The sequence below is a fragment of the Nocardiopsis coralliicola genome, assembly GCF_054779695.1.
Genome location: NZ_BAAGXT010000058.1, coordinates 1 through 19,518, shown reverse-complemented (window position 1 = coordinate 19,518; position 19,518 = coordinate 1). Strand labels below are relative to the sequence as shown.

The 19,518-nt window shown below is 72.5% G+C and carries 19 protein-coding genes and 1 tRNA gene; 12 read left to right on the top strand and 8 right to left on the bottom strand.

What is annotated here, in order from left to right:
• Window position 1: 1 nt before the first annotated feature.
• The 3 genes from ACYVGT_RS25655 to ACYVGT_RS25645 all read right to left on the bottom strand — a co-directional run bounded on the left by ACYVGT_RS25655 (window position 2) and on the right by ACYVGT_RS25645 (window position 1,182).
• Window positions 2–235, bottom strand: coding sequence for a hypothetical protein (locus tag ACYVGT_RS25655; protein ID WP_460862978.1), 234 nt, complete (start codon window positions 233–235; stop codon window positions 2–4).
• Between the two features lie 83 nt (window positions 236–318).
• A complete protein-coding gene (locus ACYVGT_RS25650) occupies window positions 319–546 on the bottom strand; it encodes a hypothetical protein (protein ID WP_460862977.1) in 228 nt (75 codons plus the stop codon).
• Between the two features lie 554 nt (window positions 547–1,100).
• Window positions 1,101–1,182, bottom strand: a tRNA-Tyr gene (locus ACYVGT_RS25645).
• A gap of 179 nt (window positions 1,183–1,361) precedes the next feature.
• Here ACYVGT_RS25645 and ACYVGT_RS25640 point away from each other — a divergent pair.
• Window positions 1,362–1,859 (top strand): YajQ family cyclic di-GMP-binding protein, encoded by a 498-nt coding sequence (locus ACYVGT_RS25640; protein ID WP_460862976.1) that lies wholly within the window; start codon window positions 1,362–1,364, stop codon window positions 1,857–1,859.
• Window positions 1,860–2,298: 439 nt separating this feature from the next.
• On the opposite strand, the gene ACYVGT_RS25635 is transcribed toward ACYVGT_RS25640, so the two are convergent.
• Window positions 2,299–3,165, bottom strand: a complete 867-nt coding sequence (locus ACYVGT_RS25635; RefSeq protein WP_460862975.1) for a M48 family metalloprotease — start codon at window positions 3,163–3,165, stop codon at window positions 2,299–2,301.
• Between the two features lie 539 nt (window positions 3,166–3,704).
• On the opposite strand from ACYVGT_RS25635, the gene ACYVGT_RS25630 reads away from it, so the two are divergent.
• The 10 genes from ACYVGT_RS25630 to ACYVGT_RS25585 all read left to right on the top strand — a co-directional run bounded on the left by ACYVGT_RS25630 (window position 3,705) and on the right by ACYVGT_RS25585 (window position 13,581).
• The gene (locus ACYVGT_RS25630) at window positions 3,705–5,546 is read left to right on the top strand and encodes a 2-oxoacid:acceptor oxidoreductase subunit alpha (RefSeq protein WP_460862974.1); all 1,842 of its coding nucleotides are present in this window, start codon (window positions 3,705–3,707) and stop codon (window positions 5,544–5,546) included.
• Window positions 5,536–6,654, top strand: coding sequence for a 2-oxoacid:ferredoxin oxidoreductase subunit beta (locus ACYVGT_RS25625; protein ID WP_460862973.1), 1,119 nt, complete (start codon window positions 5,536–5,538; stop codon window positions 6,652–6,654). The genes ACYVGT_RS25630 and ACYVGT_RS25625 overlap by 11 nt, the downstream gene beginning before the upstream one ends.
• Before the next feature lie 260 nt (window positions 6,655–6,914).
• Complete coding sequence (locus ACYVGT_RS25620; RefSeq protein WP_460862972.1) at window positions 6,915–8,492, top strand: fatty acyl-CoA synthetase; 1,578 nt, start codon at window positions 6,915–6,917, stop codon at window positions 8,490–8,492.
• Between the two features lie 9 nt (window positions 8,493–8,501).
• Window positions 8,502–9,176: an NAD(P)H-binding protein gene (locus ACYVGT_RS25615; RefSeq protein WP_460862971.1), complete on the top strand. Its 675-nt coding sequence runs from the start codon at window positions 8,502–8,504 to the stop codon at window positions 9,174–9,176.
• Between the two features lie 332 nt (window positions 9,177–9,508).
• Window positions 9,509–10,048, top strand: coding sequence for a hypothetical protein (locus ACYVGT_RS25610; protein WP_460862970.1), 540 nt, complete (start codon window positions 9,509–9,511; stop codon window positions 10,046–10,048).
• Window positions 10,049–10,448: 400 nt separating this feature from the next.
• Window positions 10,449–10,658 (top strand): hypothetical protein, encoded by a 210-nt coding sequence (locus ACYVGT_RS25605; protein ID WP_460862969.1) that lies wholly within the window; start codon window positions 10,449–10,451, stop codon window positions 10,656–10,658.
• Window positions 10,659–10,822: 164 nt separating this feature from the next.
• On the top strand, window positions 10,823–11,032 hold the full coding sequence (locus ACYVGT_RS25600; RefSeq protein ID WP_460862968.1) for a hypothetical protein: 210 nt from the start codon (window positions 10,823–10,825) through the stop codon (window positions 11,030–11,032).
• Window positions 11,033–11,213: 181 nt separating this feature from the next.
• Entirely contained in the window at window positions 11,214–11,816 is a 603-nt protein-coding gene (locus ACYVGT_RS25595) for a Uma2 family endonuclease (protein WP_460862967.1), read from the top strand.
• A 57-nt stretch (window positions 11,817–11,873) separates the two neighbouring features.
• Window positions 11,874–12,473 (top strand): Uma2 family endonuclease, encoded by a 600-nt coding sequence (locus tag ACYVGT_RS25590; protein WP_460862966.1) that lies wholly within the window; start codon window positions 11,874–11,876, stop codon window positions 12,471–12,473.
• A gap of 88 nt (window positions 12,474–12,561) precedes the next feature.
• On the top strand, window positions 12,562–13,581 hold the full coding sequence (locus ACYVGT_RS25585; RefSeq protein ID WP_460862965.1) for an LLM class flavin-dependent oxidoreductase: 1,020 nt from the start codon (window positions 12,562–12,564) through the stop codon (window positions 13,579–13,581).
• A gap of 113 nt (window positions 13,582–13,694) precedes the next feature.
• Here ACYVGT_RS25585 and ACYVGT_RS25580 read toward each other — a convergent pair whose 3' ends face one another.
• The 3 genes from ACYVGT_RS25580 to ACYVGT_RS25570 all read right to left on the bottom strand — a co-directional run bounded on the left by ACYVGT_RS25580 (window position 13,695) and on the right by ACYVGT_RS25570 (window position 16,602).
• Window positions 13,695–14,114 carry a CBS domain-containing protein gene (locus ACYVGT_RS25580; RefSeq protein WP_460862964.1) on the bottom strand — a complete coding sequence of 140 codons (420 nt, stop codon included), beginning with the start codon at window positions 14,112–14,114 and terminating at the stop codon, window positions 13,695–13,697.
• 87 nt (window positions 14,115–14,201) lie between these two features.
• Complete coding sequence (locus ACYVGT_RS25575; protein WP_460862963.1) at window positions 14,202–14,393, bottom strand: hypothetical protein; 192 nt, start codon at window positions 14,391–14,393, stop codon at window positions 14,202–14,204.
• 115 nt (window positions 14,394–14,508) lie between these two features.
• Entirely contained in the window at window positions 14,509–16,602 is a 2,094-nt protein-coding gene (locus ACYVGT_RS25570; RefSeq protein WP_460862962.1) for a catalase, read from the bottom strand.
• A gap of 204 nt (window positions 16,603–16,806) precedes the next feature.
• On the opposite strand from ACYVGT_RS25570, the gene ACYVGT_RS25565 reads away from it, so the two are divergent.
• Window positions 16,807–18,006, top strand: a complete 1,200-nt coding sequence (locus ACYVGT_RS25565) for an alcohol dehydrogenase catalytic domain-containing protein (protein WP_460862961.1) — start codon at window positions 16,807–16,809, stop codon at window positions 18,004–18,006.
• 98 nt (window positions 18,007–18,104) lie between these two features.
• Here ACYVGT_RS25565 and ACYVGT_RS25560 read toward each other — a convergent pair whose 3' ends face one another.
• The gene (locus ACYVGT_RS25560; RefSeq protein ID WP_460862960.1) at window positions 18,105–18,890 is read right to left on the bottom strand and encodes a sigma-70 family RNA polymerase sigma factor; all 786 of its coding nucleotides are present in this window, start codon (window positions 18,888–18,890) and stop codon (window positions 18,105–18,107) included.
• Between the last annotated feature and the right edge of the window lie 628 nt (window positions 18,891–19,518).

Sequence of the window (19,518 nt, the reverse complement as noted above, 5' to 3'; positions counted from 1 at the left end):
CCTAGTCGATGTTGGTGGAGATGGAGCCGTTGGTGCAGTCGCCGGTGGTCTGCGGGGACAGCACCGGCACCGCCAGGCCGATGGCCGCACCGACGTTGGTGTTGCACGCCTGCACCGGCACGCCCTGCAGGTTCTGGCCGTACTGCTGGTCGTCGGCCTGGGCCGGAGCGGCCATCAGAACGGCGCCCATCGCGGCACCCGCGAGCAGGCCGGCAGCGGTGATCTTGCGGAACATAGGAACTCCCAGTGAATTCAGAATAATCAAAGAATGTGCGACGAGAATCAGCAGGTTCGGACTTATTGCCCGATTTGCTGGAACTAGTCGATGTTCGTGGAGACCGGGCCGTTGGTGCAGTCGCCGGTGGTCTGCGGCGACAGGATCGGCACGGCAGCGCCGAGGACGCCGACGTTCGTGTTGCACAGCTGAACGGGAACGACCTGCAGGTTCTGGTTGAACTGCTGGTCGTCGGCCTGGGCCGGGGCGGCCATCAGAACGGCGCCCATCGCGGCGCCGGCGAGCAGGCCGGCAGCGGTCAGCTTCTTCATTGCAGATTCCTCCGGAAAAGTGCCCGTGGGAGGCGGATGAAAAAGGCGCGGCGACCGCGCCTTCTCGCGGTGGACTCCCGTAATCATCGGGCTACGGAGCGTATTTTGTCAACGCCGAAACAAGGAAATCCCGAGCCGCGTTTCGGGCATTTTCGCGTCAATCATCGGCAAAGCGCGGGAATGGCACCGGCGCAGTCGGGGGGCTATGTCCGAAGTGCGCGGAGCCGGGGGGCGGGAATTCTCTTTCCGGGCAGAACCGGCGGAGCGGGATCGGCGCCCGCTTTCGGGCGCGGCAGCGCGGGCCCGAACGGCCGCACGGAAGCCGCAGAGCAGGGCCGCCACCGGCGCCCCCGGTGCGGGGAGGCGGGATTGCAGTTTCGGACATGCGCTAAACGGTCACGCTGCGCACGCTGATGCGAGGGGTGAACGCCGCTCCGCGCGGCACACTCGCGCCGCCGGGCTCAGGATCGCGGCGGGACCGGACTGCGGCGGGCGGCGCATGGCCTGTGGCATGAGAACGCCCCCGGTCCAGTGGACCGGGGGCGTTCGCCGGGTGGCAGGTCAAGGATTCGAACCTTGGAAGGCTGAGCCGGCAGATTTACAGTCTGCTCCCTTTGGCCGCTCGGGCAACCTGCCTGAAGTGCGGCGGCCTCTCGGCCGCGGCGCAGGAACGATCATAGCCCACGCCCGGAGTGCACGCGAATCGGTTCCGCGCGGCCCGCTGCTCCCGCACCGCAGGGGCGGGACGCGGCTAAGCTCGGCCGGACACCCCCGAGCAACGACGACAACGCCGACGAACGGAAGCGTGAGCGCACGTGGCCGCTGAATCCAGTTTCGACATCGTGTCCAAGCTCGACCGCCAGGAGGTCGACAACGCTCTGAACCAGGCCGCCAAGGAGCTGTCCCAGCGGTTCGACTTCAAGGGCACCGGTGCCGTCGTCTCCTGGTCAGGCGAGCAGGGCGTCGAGGTCAAGGCCAACTCCGAGGAGCGCGTGAAGGCGGCCCTGGAGGTGTTCAAGGAGAAGCTCATCAAGCGGAGCGTCTCCCTGAAGATCCTGGACGTCCCGGACGAGCCGAAGCCGTCCGGCAAGGAGTACCGCCTCCCGATCCCGCTCAAGGAGGGGATCACCTCGGAGGACGCCAAGAAGATCTCCAAGCTGATCCGGGACGAGGGCCCCAAGGGCGTCAAGGCCCAGATCCAGGGGGACGAGCTGCGCGTCAGCTCCAAGAAGAAGGACGAGCTGCAGGCCGTGCAGAACCTGGTCAAGGAGAAGGACCTGGACATTGCGCTGCAGTTCGTGAACTACCGCTAGGGCGCGCTCCGGCGGCTGCGGATTCGCAGCCCCGCGCCGCTCCGGGCCCGCAGTGCCCCCGCCGCCCGCCACGGGCGCGGGGGCACTGCCGTGCCCGGCCCGGCGTATCCGGCGGACGGCCTCGGCGGCAGGGCGGTGCCAGCGGGCGCACCCGCACGGCCGGCGACGGAGCCGGGGGCGGGCCGCTCTTCCTCCTCGCCTCCCCGACCGAGGAGAGCCCCGCGAGGGGCGTGCCGGAGCGGTGCGCAGCAGGACAGGTGCCCGCCCAACGCGCCCAGGGCGCGTGTGGCGGACGGCGTCCGTCGCGAGCGGTGTCCTGGCACACCCATCGCAAGGCCGACGAAGGAGTCAGGGCGGGTTTTCCCTGTCGACTAAGGAGAACGCCGCGAGGGGCGTGCCAGGGCGACGCGCAGCAGGACAGGTGCCCGCCACACGCGCCCTACAGGTCGCCGAGGCGCCAGCGGGCGTCGAGGGCCTTGAGGCGGCGGATGCGCTCGTCGATGGGCGGGTGGGCGTCGAACAGGCGGCACATGCCCGAGCGCGGGAACGGGTTGGCGATCATCTGGTGCCCGGCGGCGAGCAGCCGCCGCTCGCTCGGCAGCGGGCAGGCGCGCGCGCCGACCTGGATCCGGCGCAGCGCCGACACCAGTGCGAGCGGGTCGCCGGTGAGCGCGGCCGCGTCGGCATCGGCGCGGAACTCGCGGGCGCGCCCGGCGCCGGCGTGGATCACCATCGCTGCGAGCGGCCCCAGCCCCAGGAAGAGCAGCGCCTCCACCGCACCGGGGCCGTCGTCGTCGCCGTCGCCGAGCGGCAGCAGCAGCGACAGCGCCGCCAGCGACGTGATGATGGTCGCCAGCCCGACCACGACCGAGCCGACCAGGGTGTCCCGGCGCCGGACGTGGGCGAGTTCGTGGGCGAGGACGGCGCGCAGCTCCCGCTCGTCGAGCAGGCGCAGCAGACCGGTGGTCACGCACACGCCGGCCCGGCGCGGGCTGCGCCCGACCGCGAACGCGTTCGGGGCGGGCGTGGGCGACAGGTAGAGGCGCGGCATGGGCTGGCGCGCGTCGGTCGCGAGCTGGCGCACCACCCGGTAGAGGTCGGGCTGCTCGAACTCGCCGACCGGCCGGGCCCGCATGGCGCGCAGCGTCAGCGAGTCGCCGAAGAACAGGATCAGGCCGACGACACCGAGGACGATCACCACGCCGAGCTGCAGGCCGTCCTGCCCGCCGGCCGCGTTCCCGAGCAGCACGATGACCGCCGCGACTGCGATCAGCAGCGCGGCGACGCGGATCGGGTTGCGCAGCACGGGGCTCCTCGGGTCTCACCGTCGGTCGGCCCGCACGCGTTCGGGGCGCATACGGGCTGGTTCGGGCGTCCACCGGGATGAACGCGCGACTCGGTGCAATGCGTTCCCGGGCCGCCGTCCGCCGGCTGCCTCGGCGGAGCCGGGCGGCCCTGTCCCGGAACCGCCGCCCGGGGCGGACCGGAGGAGCCGCGCACCGCCGCGGTGCGACTGTGATTGTGGACACCCACCCCCGGTCGCCGGGCGCCCGCCGCCTATAGTTGCCAACGTGGCCGTAATCACTCTGCCCATGGCACCGCCGGTCCGCGCCGGCGGGCACCGGCACGTGGATCTCGCACGCGACGGCAGCACCCGGTGTCGGCCCTGACCGCCACCGGGGCCCGTGCATGCGGCGGCGGCGACCGTCCCGTGCGCCGGCGTGGCCCCCTGGGCGCCGGTTCCGCGGAGCGCGCCGAGCACCGCGGGGCCGACCGACCAGGTCCCCACTGACGTCAACCGGGCCGGCGGTGTCCGCCGGCGCGCCGAGGAGGTCGGCGATCTCAGTGACCAAACAGGTCGAGCGCCTCGACCGGGTCGTCATCCGCTTCGCGGGTGACTCCGGCGACGGCATGCAGTTGACAGGCGACCGCTTCACGCAGGAGACGGCGTCGTTCGGAAACGACCTCTCCACCCTGCCGAACTTCCCCGCGGAGATCCGCGCCCCCGCCGGGACGCTTCCGGGCGTCTCCAGCTTCCAGCTCCACTTCGCCGACCACGACATCATGACGCCGGGCGACGCCCCGGACGTGCTGGTGGCGATGAACCCCGCCGCGCTCAAGGCGAACCTCGAGGACCTGCCGCGCGGCGCGACACTCATCGCCAACACCGACGAGTTCACCAAGCGCAGCCTGGCCAAGGTCGGCTACGCCGCCGACCCGCTGACCGACGGATCGCTGTCCGCATACAAGGTGAGCCCGGTCGCGCTGACATCGATGACGATGGCGGCGGTGGAGGGCTTCGACGTCTCCAAGAAGGACGGCCAGCGCGCCAAGAACATGTTCGCGCTGGGGCTGCTCTCCTGGATGTACAACCGGCCCACCGAGGGCACGGAGGGCTTCCTCAAGGCGAAGTTCGCGGCCAAGCCGGAGATCCTCGCGGCGAACCTGGCCGCGTTCCACGCCGGCTGGAACTACGGGGAGACGACGGAGGACTTCGCCGTCTCCTACGAGGTGCGGCCGGCCCGGCTGCCGGCCGGCACCTACCGCAACATCACCGGCAACCTCGCGGTGTCCTACGGCCTGATCGCGGCATCCCGGCTGACCGGGCTGCCGCTGTTCCTCGGCTCCTATCCGATCACGCCGGCCTCCGACATCCTGCACGAGCTGTCCCGGCACAAGCGGTTCGGCGTGCGCACGTTCCAGGCGGAGGACGAGATCGCCGGCGTCGGTGCGGCGCTCGGGGCGGCGTTCGGCGGTTCGCTGGGCGTCACCACGACGTCCGGGCCGGGCATGGTGCTGAAGGCGGAGACGCTGGGCCTGGCGGTGATGACCGAGCTGCCGCTCATCGTGGTCGACGTGCAGCGCGCCGGGCCCAGCACCGGCATGCCCACCAAGACCGAGCAGGCGGACCTGCTGATGGCGATGTTCGGCCGCAACGGGGAGTCGCCGGTGCCGGTGCTGGCGCCGCGCTCCCCCGCGGACTGCTTCGACATCGCGATCGAGGCGGCCCGGATCGCCACGGTGTACCGCACCCCGGTCATCGTGCTCTCCGACGGCTACCTGGCCAACGGCTCCGAGCCGTGGCGGCTGCCGGACACCGCGGCGCTGCCGGACCTGTCGGTGCAGCACGCCGCACCGGACAGCGCGGGCGGGGACGGCTTCCTGCCCTACGGGCGCGACCCGGAGACCCTGGCCCGCCCCTGGGCGGTGCCCGGCACGCCGGGCCTGGAGCACCGGATCGGCGGCATCGAGAAGGCCGACGGCACCGGCAACATCTCCTACTCTCCCGCCAACCACGACCTGATGGTGCGCACCCGCCAGGCCAAGGTCGACGGGATCGACGTCCCGCCGCTGGAGGTGGACGACCCGGACGGCGCCGATGTGCTGGTGCTGGGCTGGGGCGGCACCTACGGCTCGATCACCGCGGCGGTGCGGCGGGTCCGCCGCTCCGGCGGCAGCGTGGCGCAGGCGCACCTGCGCCACCTCAACCCCTTCCCCGGAAACCTCGGCGACGTGCTGCGCTCCTACCGGCGCGTCCTGGTTCCGGAGATCAACCTCGGCCAGCTCGCGCTGCTGCTGCGCGGCCGCTACCTCGTCGACGTGGTCAGCTACGACAAGGTCCACGGGCTGCCGTTCAAGGCGGCGGAGCTCGCCGGCGTCATCCAGGAGGCCGTCGATGGCGAATGAGCACGTGCACGGAGCAGCGAACGGATCGGGCGGCGGAGCGAACGGCTCCGGCCTCGCCGACGGCTTCGGCGGACTGCGGCTGGTCCCGCGGGCCGACCCCGCGGCAGCGGCGATGAAGGCGAAGGACTTCAAGTCGGACCAGGAGGTCCGGTGGTGCCCGGGCTGCGGCGACTACGCGGTCCTCGCCGCGTTCCAGGGCTTCCTGCCGGAGCTGGGGGTGCCGCGGGAGAACATCGTCATGGTCTCCGGCATCGGCTGCTCGTCCCGCTTCCCCTACTACCTGAGCACCTACGGGATGCACTCGATCCACGGCCGCGCGCCGGCGATCGCGACCGGGTTGGCGGCGAGCCGGCCCGACCTGTCGGTGTGGGTGGTCACCGGAGACGGCGACGGGCTGTCGATCGGCGGCAACCACCTGATCCACGCGCTGCGGCGCAACGTGAACATCAACATCCTGCTGTTCAACAACCGGATCTACGGCCTGACCAAGGGGCAGTACTCGCCCACCTCCGGTCCGGGGACGGTGACCAAGTCGTCGCCGATGGGCTCGCTGGACCACCCCTTCGACCCGGTGTCGCTGGCGCTGGGTGCCGAGGCGTCGTTCGTGGCCCGCACGATCGACTCCGACCGCAAGCACCTGACGTCGGTGCTGCGGGCGGCCGCCGACCACCAGGGCGCGTCGTTCGTGGAGGTCTACCAGAACTGCCCGATCTTCAACGATGACGCGTTCGCGCCGCTCAAGGACGCCGGAGAGCGCGATCTGCGGCTGCTGCGGATGGAGCACGGCGAACCGCTGCGGATCGGCCCGGACCGCGGCGTGGTGGCCGGCTCCCACGGCGGGCTGCAGGTGGTCGACGCGGCCGAGGCCGGCGAGGAGGCGCTGGTCCGCCACGACGCGCACCGGGAGGACCCCGGCTACGCGTTTGCGCTCTCCCGGCTGGACTATCCGGCGTTCGCGCACGTCCCGATCGGGGTCTTCCGCGACGTCGAGCGGCCGAGCTACGACGCGTCGCTGAACACCCAGATCGAGCAGGCCCGCGCAGCGGAGGGCGGCGGCGACCTCGCCGCGCTCCTCGCCGGCCCGGACACCTGGACGGTGCACGCGTAGCTCCGGGAAGGACCCGTCCGGGGCCGGACCGCACCGCGGTCCGGCCCCGGCTGCGCGCGGTGCGCCGCACCGTCGGCCGGCGGTGCGGCGCACCGGCGGAACCGCACCCGGTGTGCGAATCGGGACGGACGCCACTGGCGAGCGCCCGCCCGCGCACTCTAGGTTGGGTATGACGTGGGTCACTCAGCGGCCGTCCCCTCTGAGGGCGAGGCGGGCGGCGCTGCCATGGCGACCGGGTGAGCGGGCAGCGGGAGGGCGCAATGAGCGAGCAGGACACGGCCGTCAGGGCGAGCACGGTGGACGGAGCGGTCCGCCGCACCGCGGCGCGCACCCCCGAGCGGACCGCGCTGCGCTACGCGGACCGCGAATGGACCTACCGGGGACTGGAGGCCGGCGTCGACCGGGTGGCGTCCTGGCTGCTGGGCCTCGGGCTGACCCGCGGCGACCGGGTCGCCGCGTTCGGCGGCAACTCCGACGCCTACCTGATCGGGTTCCTCGCCTGCGCCCGCGCGGGGCTGGTGCACGTGCCGGTCAACCCGGCGCTGCGCAGGGACGAGCTCGCCTATATCCTCAGCCAGTCCGGCTCGATCGTCGTGCTGGCCGACCCGCACCTCGCCGGAGCCGTGGAGGAGGTGCGCGCCGACATCCCGGCCCGCGACGTGCTCGCGCTGCGCGGCGCGCTGGAGTCGGCGCTGGAGGTCGCCCGGGACCCGCACGCGCCCGGCCTGGGTGACGCCGGCGTCACCGGCACCGACCTCGTGCAGCTGCTGTACACCTCGGGCACCACGTCGCGGCCGAAGGGCGCGATGATGACGCACCGGGCGCTGGTCGCCGAGTACGCCAGCAGCATCGCGGCGCTCGACATCGCCGAGGACGACCGCATCCTGCACGCCCTGCCGCTCTACCACTCGGCGCAGATGCACGTCTTCCTGCTGCCGGGGCTGCTCGCCGGCGCGCGCAACGACCTCATCGACGCTCCGGAGCCCGAGGAGGTGCTGCGCCGGATCGAGGAGGACGGCGCCACCTCGTTCTTCGCGCCGCCCACCGTGTGGCTGGGCCTGAGCGGCCGCGCCGACTTCGCCGACCGCGACCTGTCCGGGCTGGCCAAGGCCTACTACGGGGCGGCGGCGATGCCGGTGGAGGTGCTGTCGGCGATCCGCAGCACCCATCCCGGGATCGGTTTCTACAACTGCTTCGGGCAGAGCGAGATCGGGCCGCTCGCCACCGTGCTGCGGCCCGAGGAGCACGTGTCCGGCCGGCTCGACTCGGCGGGGCGGCCGGTGCTGTTCGTCGAGGCGAAGGTGGTCCGCGAGGACGGGACCGACGCCGCACCGGGCGAGGCCGGCGAGGTCGTCTACCGCTCTCCGCAGCTGTGCACGGGCTACTGGGAGAAGCCGGAGGAGACCGCGGAGGCGTTCCGCGGCGGCTGGTTCCACTCCGGCGACCTGGCGGTGCGCGACGAAGCGGGCTACTTCACCATCGTCGACCGGCTGAAGGACGTCATCAACACCGGCGGCGTGCAGGTGGCCTCGCGCGAGGTGGAAGAGGTGCTCTACCGGCATCCGGCGGTCGCCGAGGCGGCGGTGATCGCGCTGCCCGACGCGCGCTGGGGCGAGGCGGTGACCGCGGTGGTGGTGCCGAAGTCGCGGGTGGCGGCGGACGACCTGATCGGCTTCGCCCGCCAGCATCTGGCCGGGTTCAAGGTGCCCAAGAGCGTGCGCATGGTCGACGACCTCCCGCGCAACGCCAGCGGGAAACTGCTGAAGCGGGTGCTGCGCGACGACCTGTCCGCCGCACCCGCCGCCGGGCAGCAGGAGGAGCGCCCGCAGGACGCGTAGCCTGCAGGCATGCGTATCGTCATCGCCGGCGGCCACGGCAAGATCGCCCTGCGGCTCGAGCGGATCCTCGCCGACCGCGGGGCCGCGCCCGTCGCCCTCATCCGCAACCCCGACCACATCGACGACGTCCGCACCGCGGGCGCCGAGGCGGTCGTCCTCGACCTGGAGACCGCCACCGCCACCGAAGTCACCGAGCGGCTGATGAACGCCGACGCGGTGGTGTTCGCCGCCGGCGCCGGGCCGGGCAGCGGCCCCGACCGGAAGTGGTCGGTGGACCGCGACGCCGCCGTGCTGCTGGCCGACGCGGCCTCGCTGGCCGGTGTGCGGCGCTACGTGATGGTGTCGGCGATCGGCGTGGACGACGGGCCCGCCGAGGGGTCCGACCCCACCTGGGCCGCCTACGTCGACGCGAAGCGGCAGGCCGACGAGGACCTGCGCTCCCGCGGTGAGGTCATCGACTGGACCGTGCTGCGGCCCGGCCGGCTGACCGACGAGGAGGGCACCGGCCGCGTCCTGCTCGCTGCGCAGGCCGAGCGCGGCTCGGTGCCGCGGGACGACGTCGCCGCCGTCATCGCCGAGGTGCTGCTCGGCGACGGAGCCGCCGGCACGGTCGGCCGCAGCCTGGACCTGGTCGCCGGCGACACCCCGGTGGCCGAGGCGGTCAGCGCCGCCGCGGCCGGCTGAGGCAGCCAGGTCCACCGCCCGCCCGGCACACCGCGAACGGCGGGCACCGCGCCCGCCGCGCGCCTCCGGGCCCCGCACCCGCGCTCCGAGCAGCGGGGGCGGGGCCGGTGCGCGCCGCACTGCGGGCGGGCACCGGCCCGACGCAACCGGGCAGCGCCCCGCTGCGTCGGTGGTGATGAGGAGAGCGGCAGCCTTCGGCCACCCGTGGCAGACACGGCCCTTTCCGGGCATCATGGGACGCGGGCGGCCCTGCAGGGCCGCCCCTGACGCGTCGGTCGGGACGCCGCCCGCGGCCGAACGGGCGCCCCCAACGGCAGATAGGTACGGTTTTCATGAGCGTCACGCAGGTCGTGAGAGACAGCACCGTCGTCGAGCACGCCAAAGTCGCTGCGCAGCAGAACCGCCGGATGTTCATCGTCCGGCTCGACGTGAACAGCTACGACGAGGGCTCGAGCAAGGTCCGCCCCGGCCTGACCCGCATCCTCGAGGGCATCGAGGAGGCCGGCTGGACGCTGGACCAGATGATCCCCGCCCCCGACGAAGAGACCGGCACCTCGCACCTGTGCCTCTTCCGGCCCGGCACCGCCGCCACCGGCGACGCTGCCGCCGCGGCCGACGCCCAGCAGCCGGCGCAGCCCGCAACCGGCCAGCAGCAGGCCTACCAGCAGGCCAGCGGCGCCCAGGACCCCTACGCCGCCTACCAGTACCAGTCCGGCCAGCAGCAGGGATACGGACAGGGTTACGGCCAGCAGTACGGGCAGGGGTACGGGCAGCAGCAGTACCCCGGTTACGGGCAGCAGCCGGGCTACGGGCACCAGCAGCCGGGATACGGCCACCAGTACCCCGGATACGGACAGCAGCAGGGCTGGTAGCCGACCGCGGCAACCGGGAGCAGCAGGGCTGGTAGCCGGCCGGCAACCGCCGACGCGGGCTGCAGCGTGAACGCCCCTGCGTCCATGAGCGGCGCTGGCGCCGTCTGGGCGCACAGCGGCGTCCCGGTGCTGCGGCCGCGGGTCCGGGCGGTGCAGAACCAAATATGAGCGTGACCGAAAGGGTCCGCGTGCCTTCGGCGCGCGGACCCTTCGCCGTGTCGGGATGCACCGGTCCTCCGGCCGCGGACCGGCGGGGAGGCTCGGCGCCCCGCTCGGAACAGGGACACGAAGAAACCACGCCCATCTTCGGGGTTTCACCACACGGAGCGCTTCCGCTACCGTAAGTTACTGTTCGCGGACGACATGTTCGCGAGTTACAGCCTGTCCGAAAGGGAAGACCATGAAGCGCATCGCCACCGTCTCCGGCCTCCTCGCCACCACCGCCCTCGCCCTGGGCGCGATGGCCGGCACCGCCTCGGCCGACAACAACGCCGACGTCCAGAACATCTCCGTGCCGGTCTGCGTTGACCTGCTCGCCACGAGCGGCGTCGCCCCCGAGGGCTGCTCCGTGATCGACGTCCAGGAAGAGATGGGCATCGGCCACCAGTAGGCCGCAGCGGCCGGGCGGACCCCGCTCCGGCGCGGCCGCAGACGCGGGGGCAGGTCCCCTGCACCCGGGTCGCAACGGCCTCCGCTCGCGGCAGGCCGGCTACGCATCGTCACTCCGCGCGGACACCGCGTCCGCGCAACCACAGCTGTCTGAAAGGGAAACCCATGAAGCGCTTCGCCACCGTCTCCGGCCTCCTCGCCACCACCGCCCTCGCCCTGGGCGCGATGGCCGGCACCGCCTCGGCCGACAACAACGCCGACGTCCAGAACATCTCCATCCCGGTCTGCGTCGACGCGCTCGCCACCAGCGGCATCGCGCCCGAGGGCTGCTCGGTCATCGACATCCAGTCCGAAGAGGGCATCGGCCTCCAGTAGGGACGGCCTACGCGGCACTCAGCCCGGCAGAGGTTCCGGCGGACTCTGCCGGGCTTCGCTGTGCCCGGACCCGGAATTCCAGATCCCCGCTGATTCGGGGTTTTCCGCGGAGATCTCCGGCTAGCTCTGCGCGCCCGGACACGCGTTCGAATACTGGTGCGCATGAACCCGAGGAGGCATCATGGCAGCCATGGCCACCAGCGCGTCGGACCCGCGTCCCCTCACCGTGGACGACCTGGAGGACACCCCGGACGACGGGCGGCGCTACGAGCTGGCCGACGGGAGGCTTGACGTGTCTCCCGCACCGGTCTTCCTGCACACGCTGATCGATTCGCGGCTCACTGCCTATCTGGCCCTCGCCGCATCCAGCGCTGCCCCGGGCGAGTACACCGTCCTCAGCGGACCGGGAGTCAGCCTCAATGCGGAGCGCACGCGCCACCGCATCCCCGACTTGGCAGTAATCCGGCAGAAGGACTCTGAGTCGCCGTACTTGACGCGTCCACCGCTGCTCGCCGTGGAGATCGTCTCCCCCGAAAGCGTCTTCAGGGACAATCACACCAAGTTTCGCGAGTATGCCGAGTTCGGAATCGAGTCCTACTGGATCGTGAACCCTTCCGCCGAAAAAACGGGGATCATCGAGTTCCGTCTGGACGATGGCACCTACACCGAGGTCACCCGGGTCCACGGGCAGGAGACCTTCGTGACCGAGTTTCCGTTCCCTGTGCAGATCGTTCCCCACTGGCTCACCGCCGACGGCGACTGGCTGAACGAGATCTCCGGCTAGCTCTGCGCGCCCGGACGCGCGTTCGAATACTGGTGCGCATGAACCCGGGGAGGCATCATGGCAGCCATGGCCACCAGCACGTCGGACCCGGGTCCCCGCACCGTGGACGATCTGGAGAACACCCCGGACGACGGGCGGCGCTACGAGCTGGCCGACGGGAGGCTTGACGTGTCTCCCTCCCCCAAACCGCGCCATGGCCGCGCCGAGCAGCGGCTTTCCTGGGTGCTGGAGTCCTCCTGCCCGGACGGCGCGGAGATCCTGCCCGGCACGGGGGTGGTCATGAATACGGCCCGCACCCGGTACCGCATCCCCGACCTCGCGGTCTTCTCTCCCGCCGGGCTGCCGGAGGACAACGAGTACTCCGCCACGCCTCCCGTCCTCGCCATCGAGGTCGTATCGCCGGAGAGTGTTTTCCGGGACAACCACACCAAGCGGCGCGAGTACGCGGCGTTCGGCATCGCGTCGTACTGGATCATCACCCCCTCCGCGGAGAAGACGTGCATCCTGGAATTCCGGCTGCAGGACGGCACCCACGAGGCCGCCCAGGTCCACGGGGGCGACGTCTTCACCACCGAGTACCCCTTCCCCGTCCAGATGGTCCCCCGCTGGCTCACCGCGGACGGCCCCTGGAAGGAACTCGTCCTCGGCATGACCTGACTCCCCGGCCTCTTTCCCCTCGTCGAGTACTCCGCCCCACATTCCGGGCGGGGCGGAATACCGCACAGGGAAGGGTGTTGTCGTCACCGTGAAGAAGATCGGATTCCTCAACTTCGGGCACTGGACGCCGTCGCCGCAGTCGCAGGTGAAGACGGCGTCGGATGCGCTGCTGCAGTCGATCGAGCTGGCGGTCGCCGCCGAGGAGGTGGGGGCCGACGGCGCCTACTTCCGGGTGCACCACTTCGCCCGCCAGCTCGCCTCGCCGTTCCCGCTGCTGTCCGCGATCGGCGCGCGCACCAGCCGGATCGAGATCGGCACCGGCGTCATCGACATGCGGTACGAGAACCCGCTGTACATGGCCGAGGACGCGGGCGCGGCCGACCTGATCGCCGGCGGCCGGCTCCAGCTCGGCATCAGCCGCGGCTCACCCGAGCAGGTCATCGAGGGCTACCGGTACTTCGGGTTCCAGCCGCCGGCGGACGGGACCGACGCCGACATGGCGCGCGAGCACACGTCCCGCTTCCTGGAGGTGCTCGGCGGCGAGGGGTTCGCCGAGCCCAACCCGCGGCCGATGTTCCCCAACCCGCCGGGGCTGCTGCGGATCGAGCCGCACTCGCCCGGCCTGCGCGACCGCATCTGGTGGGGTGCCGGCTCGCGCGCCACCGCCGAGTGGACCGCCCGGATGGGCATGAACCTGATGAGCTCGACGCTGCTCACTGAGGACACGGGCGTCCCGTTCCACCGGCTGCAGGCCGAGCAGATCGAGCGCTTCCGCGCCGCGTGGCAGGAGGCCGGGCACCCGGGTGAGCCGCGCGTCTCGGTGAGCCGCAGCATCTTCCCGCTGGTGCACGAGCTCGATCACCGGCTGTTCGGCCGCGACCGGTCCAGCACCGACCAGGTCGGCTTCCTCGAGGAGGGTCCGGCCCGGTTCGGCAAGACCTACGCCGGCGAGCCCGACCAGCTCATCCGCGACCTGGCCGAGGACGAGGCGATCGCCGCCGCCGACACGCTGCTGCTCACCATCCCCAACCAGCTCGGCGTGGACTACAACGCCCACATCCTCGACAGCATCCTCCGCCACGTCGCCCCGGCCCTCGGCTGGCGCTGACCTTCGGCGGAGAACGCGATCAGTGGCGGTGCACCCGGGCAGGTGCACCGCCACTGCGCTTTCGGGCTGCGGATCAGCAGCCGGGGCCGGCTGCGGCCGGCGCGGCGGCACCGCTACTCCGCGCTGAGCGCGGCGACCAGGTCGCCGGTGTCGGGTTCGGGGAGCACCCGGGCGACGTCGGACATGGCGACGATGCCGACGAGGGTGCTTCCGTCGATGACCGGGAGGCGCTTGACGCGATGCCGCACCAGCGTCTGGAACAGCGTCTCCACCGGATCGTCGGCGCCGATGGTCACCGCCTCGCCCTGGTTGAGCCCGCCGGCGGTCGCGGTGGCGGGGTCCTTGCCCTCTGCGACGGCGCGCACCGTGATGTCGCGGTCCGTGATGAGGCCCTTGAGCTTGCCGTCCTGTCCGCAGACGGGTAGCGCACCGACGCCGTCCCGGGCCATGAACTCCGCGGCCTTGGCCAGAGTGTCGTCGGTCCCGATGCAGCGCGGGTCGGCGGTCATGATCTCGCGTGCCGTGGTTGCCATGTCGGTCCCCTCTCGTTTCGCGGTCGGTAGCCCGCGGTCGCGGCTGGCAGTGCATACCCCTGCGGGCGCGGTTGCCTGCGGTGCCGCTCAGGCGCGGGTGGGCGGTTCGGGTTTCTCGTCCGGTGGCCGGTCGCCGCCCGGCCGGTTCGGCGGGTCGGTCTCCGACGGCGTGTCCTCGGCGGCGATCTCCTCTCCGCCGCTCGGCGGGTCCGCAGCCTGGTCGGGCGGCCGCCGGTCGGCCAGCGGAGCATCGTCGTCCCTCCGGTGTTCGCGGTCCATGCCGTCTCCCTCCCGCTCGGCGCAGCGAGCGGTCCTGCTCGCTGCGGTATCGGCGCCGTGCTCCGTCCCCCTCCGGGTCCGCTCCTGCCGGGGCTGCGGGGCCGTCGCGGGACCCTCAGGCGGGGACCGCAGCGGTGGCGCGGTCCCAGACGCGGTGGCCGGCGAGCAGCCGGAGGAAGTGCTCCGCGAACGCCGTGTCGGCGGTCGGGCGCGCGGTGAGGACGCCTTGGTCGGCGACCGGACCGCTTCCCTCCCCGGCCAGGGCGAGGTCGGGGAGTGGGAGGCGGGCGAGCAGGTCCACCCCGTCACCGAGCGCGGCGACGGGCTTGTGGTGGCGGAACGCCTCCGAGGCGAAGTGCAGCGCGCGCCCGTTCCCGGCGAGGCCGCCCAGGCATCCGGCGGGCACCACCACTGCGTCGTAGACGACCGAGTGCACCGTGGGAAGCGCGCGGTCGGCGTCCGCCGTCTCACCGCCGGCGGTGCGGAGCGGACCCTCTGCCGGTGCGACGAGCTCGGCGCCGGCCCCCGCCGCGCGCAGGGCGTCCAGGAGCGGGCGCAGGCCCTCCAGGTCGGCGCCGTCGGCGGCGAGCACGGCGACACTGCGGGTGGCCGCGGTGTCGGACGGCGCACCCGACTGGCTCAGCGCCGGCGAGGAGCCCGCGGTGGCCGCAGTGCCCGGCCCCGCATCCTCTGCCTCGACGCCGACCGCGGCGGCCACGTTCTGCGCGAGCTCGCGGTCGACCCGGGCGATCTGGGCGACGGCGCGCTCCCGGACTCCGCGGTCGGTGCACTTGCCGAGCTCGAACTGGAAGGCGGCCTGCAGATGCGCACGCTCCCAGTCGGCGAGGCTGTTGTAGAAGAGGCCGGCCTGGGTGTGGTGGTCGTCGAAGCTGGGACTGCGCCGCCGGATCTTCGGGCCGTCGACGCGCTCCTGGTAGTGGCGGAACACGCCCTCCGAGGCGATCGCCGGGCAGCCGCCGCCGAGCGTGTTGCGGGTGTATGCGGTGGGGCGGCGGTGGATGCGGTGCTGCCCGTAGCCGTCGCGCTGGTCGTGGTCGACGGGCGCGACCGGGCGGTTCACCGGCAGCTGCTGGAAGTTGGGGCCGCCCAGCCGGATCAGCTGGGTGTCCAGGTAGGAGAAGTTGCGCGCCTGCAGCAGCGGGTCGTTGCTGAAGTCGATGCCCGGAACGATGTTCGCCGTGTGGAAGGCGACCTGCTCGGTCTCGGCGAAGAATTCGTCGGGGTTGCGGTCGAGGACGAGGCGGCCGACCGGGGTCACCGGAACGGTCTCCTCCGGGATGATCTTGGTCGGGTCGAGCAGGTCCACGTCGAAGGCGTGCTCGTCCTCCTCGGCGATGAGCTGGACACCGAGCTCCCACTCCGGGAAGCGGCCGGCCTCGATCGCGTCCCACAGGTCGCGGCGGTTGAAGTCGGGATCGGCGCCCTGCAGCCGCTGGCACTCCTCCCACACCAGCGAATGCGTGCCGAGCAGCGGCTTCCAGTGGAACTTCACGAAAGTGCCGCGCCCGCCGGAGTCGACGAAGCGGAAGGTGTGCACGCCGAAGCCCTGCATCATCCGGTAGCTGCGGGGCAGGGCCCGGTCCGACATCAGCCACATGATCATGTGCATCGTCTCGGGCTGCTGCCCGACGAAGTCCCAGAGCGTGTCGTGCGCCGACTGCGCCTGCGGGATCTCGCTGCGCGGCTCGGGCTTCACGGCGTGCACGAAGTCGGGGAACTTGATGCCGTCCTGGATGAAGAAGACCGGCATGTTGTTGCCGACCAGGTCGAAGTTGCCCTCGTCGGTGTAGAACTTGACGGCGAACCCCCGCACGTCGCGCACCGTGTCGGCGGATCCGCGCGACCCGGCCACCGTCGAGAAGCGGACGAACACCGGTGTCTCCGCCTCGGGCCCGCTGAGGAACCGGGCGCAGGTGAGGTCCGCGAACGACCGGTAGGGGCGGAACCGGCCGTAGGCGCCGGCCCCGCGCGCGTGCACGACGCGCTCCGGGATGCGCTCGTGGTCGAAGTGGGTGAGCTTCTCCCGGAAGTGGAAGTCCTCCAGGAGCGTCGGCCCCCGTTCGCCGGCCTGCAGGGAGTCGTCGGTGTGGTCGACGGGAACTCCGGTGTCGGTCGTCAGCGGCCCCGTTCCGCCGGATCGGGCCCGCTCCAGGTCGCAGTCTTTGGCGTCACTCGGTTCTGCGGGCACAGCCCCTCCTCGCCTAGCTCGGCGCTCCCGGACCGCAGTCCGGGCCGGCCGGGGCCGCTACCCGGGGCGCGCACCCGGCATACACCCGGGGCCGGGGCCGAGGGGTATGGGCGGGCCGCCGGCCGGATAGCCGGACCGTGGAGCGTTCACCGGCGCTGCAGCGCCCGGAGCGCCGGCGGCATACGAGGCCACTGAGGGGGAGCGATGAAGGCAGCGGTATGGCACGGACGGCGCGACGTGCGGGTCGAGGAGGTGCCCGATCCGCGGATCCAGGAGCCGACCGATGCGGTGATCTCGGTGACGTCGAGTGGGCTGTGCGGCTCCGACCTGCACCTGTACGAACCGCTGGCGCCCTTCATGACGCCGGGCGACATTCTCGGCCACGAGCCGATGGGGATCGTTGAGGAGGTGGGGACCGACGTGGCCGGCCTGTCGGTGGGCGACCGTGTCGTCGTCCCCTTCCAGATCGCCTGCGGCCACTGCGGGTTCTGCACCGAAGGCCTGCCGACGCAGTGCGCGACCACGCAGGTGCGCGAGCACGGCATGGGCGCGGCCCTGTTCGGCTACACCCGGCTGTACGGCAGCGTGCCCGGAGCGCAGGCGGAATACCTGCGCGTGCCGCACGCCGGCTACGGACCGATCCGGGTGCCCGAGGGGCCGCCCGACGACCGGTTCGTCTACCTCTCCGACGTGCTGCCCACCGCGTGGCAGGCGGTCGAGTACGCCGACGTCCCGGAGGGCGGCAGTGTCGCCGTGCTGGGCCTCGGCCCGATCGGCGACATGGCGGCGCGGATCGCCCTGCACCGGGGCGCCGGCCGGGTCTTCGGGGTGGACCTGGTGCCGGACCGGCTGGAGCGGGCGTCCGGCCGCGGGGTCGAAGTCCTCGACCTCGAGGAGCTCGGCCCTGCGGGGGTGGTCGAGGAGGTCGCGGACCGGACGGCGGGCCGCGGTGCCGACGCCGTGATCGACGCGGTCGGCACCGAGGCGCACGGCGCGCCGGTGGCCGAGGGGGCGCAGCGCGCCGCGGCCATGCTGCCGGCCGCGTGGGGCCGCGGGCTGATGCAGACCGCCGGCGTGGACCGGCTGTCGGCGCTGTCCACCGCGATCTCCGCCGTCCGCCGCGGCGGGACCGTGTCGATCTCCGGTGTCTACGGCGGCACGGCCGACCCGCTGCCGCTGCTGCAGATGTTCGACAAGCAGCTGACGTTCCGCATGGGGCAGGCCAACGTCCGGCGGTGGAGTGACGCGATCCTGCCCCTGCTCAGCGACGACGACCCGCTCGGCGTGGGCTCCTTCGCGACGCACCGGCTGCCGCTCGCCGACGCGCCCTCCGCCTACGCCGCCTTCCAGCGGAAGTCGCCCGGCATGGCCAAGGTGCTGTTCCGTCCCGGTGCGCCGGATTGACCGTGCACCGGGCCCGGGAAGCGGTCCGGAACTGCCGCCGCGGGGCCGGGCCGCGCCGGCCGCCGGCCCCGGGGGCCGGCGGCCGGCGGCAGCGCCGCTCAGCCGGCGACGCAGGCGCGCAGTGAGGACAGCGCACGGGCGAGGAGCCGGGAGACGTGGACCTGGGAGCAGCCGACGATCGGCGCGATCTCGGCCTGGCTCAGCTCGGCGTAGAACCGCAGGGCGACCACCTTCTGCTCACGGTCCGGCAGGGTTCGCAGCGCGGCGACGACGGTCCGCCGGTCCTCGACCTCGCGCAGGTGCGCATCGGGAGCGCCGAGCCGCTCGTGCAGGGCTCCGATCCCCTCGTCCGAGGCCGCCTCGGCGGGCTTGTCCAGGGACAGCGGCGAGTAGGCGGCGCTGGCGTTCATCATGTCGCCGGCCTCGCGCGGGCTGAGCCCCATGTGCTCACTCACCGCCCGCTGCGACGGCTCCTTTCCGTGCCGCTGCATGTATTCGAGCGTGAAGCGGTTGTACTCGCTGCGGCGCGTCTGCTGGTCCCGCGATACGCGGACCACCCACATATAATCGCGGAAATGCTTCTTGATCTCCCCGGAGACGGTGGGGAGCATATAGGAGTAGAACGAACCGCCGAACTCCGCGTCGAAGCCCCGGATCGCCTTCGCCACGCCGAGCATGGCGATCTGGTACAGCTCTTCGGCAGCGACGCCCTTCCCCCGGAAGCGGCGCGCCTCCCGCTCCGCGCGCGGCCGGGAGAGGCGCACGATACGCTCCTTGACGTCGTCGGACTCTGGTTCTCCGCCGGTTCGCGGAAGGCGCTCGATCAGTTCCTCGACGCTCTCCCCCGTATCCGGATCGGCGTCGGCGAAGCGCGAACTCCGCACGCTTTTCGGATCGGCCGGCAATTCTCCGGTTTCCCCATTGGCTCGATACATCAGACAGCCTTTGATCGATGCGCGCCGGAATGATCCGGCGTCGTGCGCGGCGCGCCCGGTGATGCATTTCGATCACTGCGCCGCGGTGGGATCAGGCCGCGGGTTCCGACCTCATTGGTGCAGCTGCCCGGGCCGCTCCCGCTGCAAACGTCCGGGGCCGGATATTGGACCGCTGTTGGCGTGGTGCGTGCACGCCCTGAACTCCGGGCGGTTCCCGGCCGGGGGCCGCCCCCGTTCGGCCGCGGAGACGGGGCTCCGCTGGCCGAGGGCCCCCGGCCGCGCCCCCGTGCGGAGGCGGTACTCCGCCCACCCGCGGGGCGCCCGCCCTACCCGCGTGCGGGCGTTCTCCCGGGGCAGCGGCCAAACCCGCGCGGCCCACGCGGCGGCGCGCGTTCTCCGGCGCTGGCAGCTTCGCGGAGCAAGCCTCGGGGAGGGGCGTGCGCGGCGGCAGGCAGCTCAGTGCAGTGCGGGGCCCGCCCCCCGCGGCCGGCCGTCCGACCCGCCGGCTTCGGCGGGGCCGGCGGACCCCGGCGCCTCGTCCGGCGCCGCGGGAGGCGCCGCCGGCTCGCCGCGGTGC

Bases quoted from the DNA above. Each gene is read 5' to 3' on its own strand.
- ACYVGT_RS25655 (WP_460862978.1), bottom strand. From the start codon at position 235: ATGTTCCGCAAGATCACCGCTGCCGGCCTGCTCGCGGGTGCCGCGATG.
- ACYVGT_RS25620 (WP_460862972.1), top strand. From the start codon at position 6,915: ATGAGCGAGCAGGACACGGCCGTCAGGGCGAGCACGGTGGACGGAGCG.
- ACYVGT_RS25650 (WP_460862977.1), bottom strand. From the start codon at position 546: ATGAAGAAGCTGACCGCTGCCGGCCTGCTCGCCGGCGCCGCGATGGGC.
- ACYVGT_RS25595 (WP_460862967.1), top strand. From the start codon at position 11,214: ATGGCAGCCATGGCCACCAGCGCGTCGGACCCGCGTCCCCTCACCGTG.
- ACYVGT_RS25565 (WP_460862961.1), top strand. From the start codon at position 16,807: ATGAAGGCAGCGGTATGGCACGGACGGCGCGACGTGCGGGTCGAGGAG.
- ACYVGT_RS25605 (WP_460862969.1), top strand. From the start codon at position 10,449: ATGAAGCGCATCGCCACCGTCTCCGGCCTCCTCGCCACCACCGCCCTC.
- ACYVGT_RS25580 (WP_460862964.1), bottom strand. From the start codon at position 14,114: ATGGCAACCACGGCACGCGAGATCATGACCGCCGACCCGCGCTGCATC.
- ACYVGT_RS25625 (WP_460862973.1), top strand. From the start codon at position 5,536: ATGGCGAATGAGCACGTGCACGGAGCAGCGAACGGATCGGGCGGCGGA.
- ACYVGT_RS25610 (WP_460862970.1), top strand. From the start codon at position 9,509: ATGAGCGTCACGCAGGTCGTGAGAGACAGCACCGTCGTCGAGCACGCC.
- ACYVGT_RS25575 (WP_460862963.1), bottom strand. From the start codon at position 14,393: ATGGACCGCGAACACCGGAGGGACGACGATGCTCCGCTGGCCGACCGG.
- ACYVGT_RS25615 (WP_460862971.1), top strand. From the start codon at position 8,502: ATGCGTATCGTCATCGCCGGCGGCCACGGCAAGATCGCCCTGCGGCTC.
- ACYVGT_RS25600 (WP_460862968.1), top strand. From the start codon at position 10,823: ATGAAGCGCTTCGCCACCGTCTCCGGCCTCCTCGCCACCACCGCCCTC.
- ACYVGT_RS25590 (WP_460862966.1), top strand. From the start codon at position 11,874: ATGGCAGCCATGGCCACCAGCACGTCGGACCCGGGTCCCCGCACCGTG.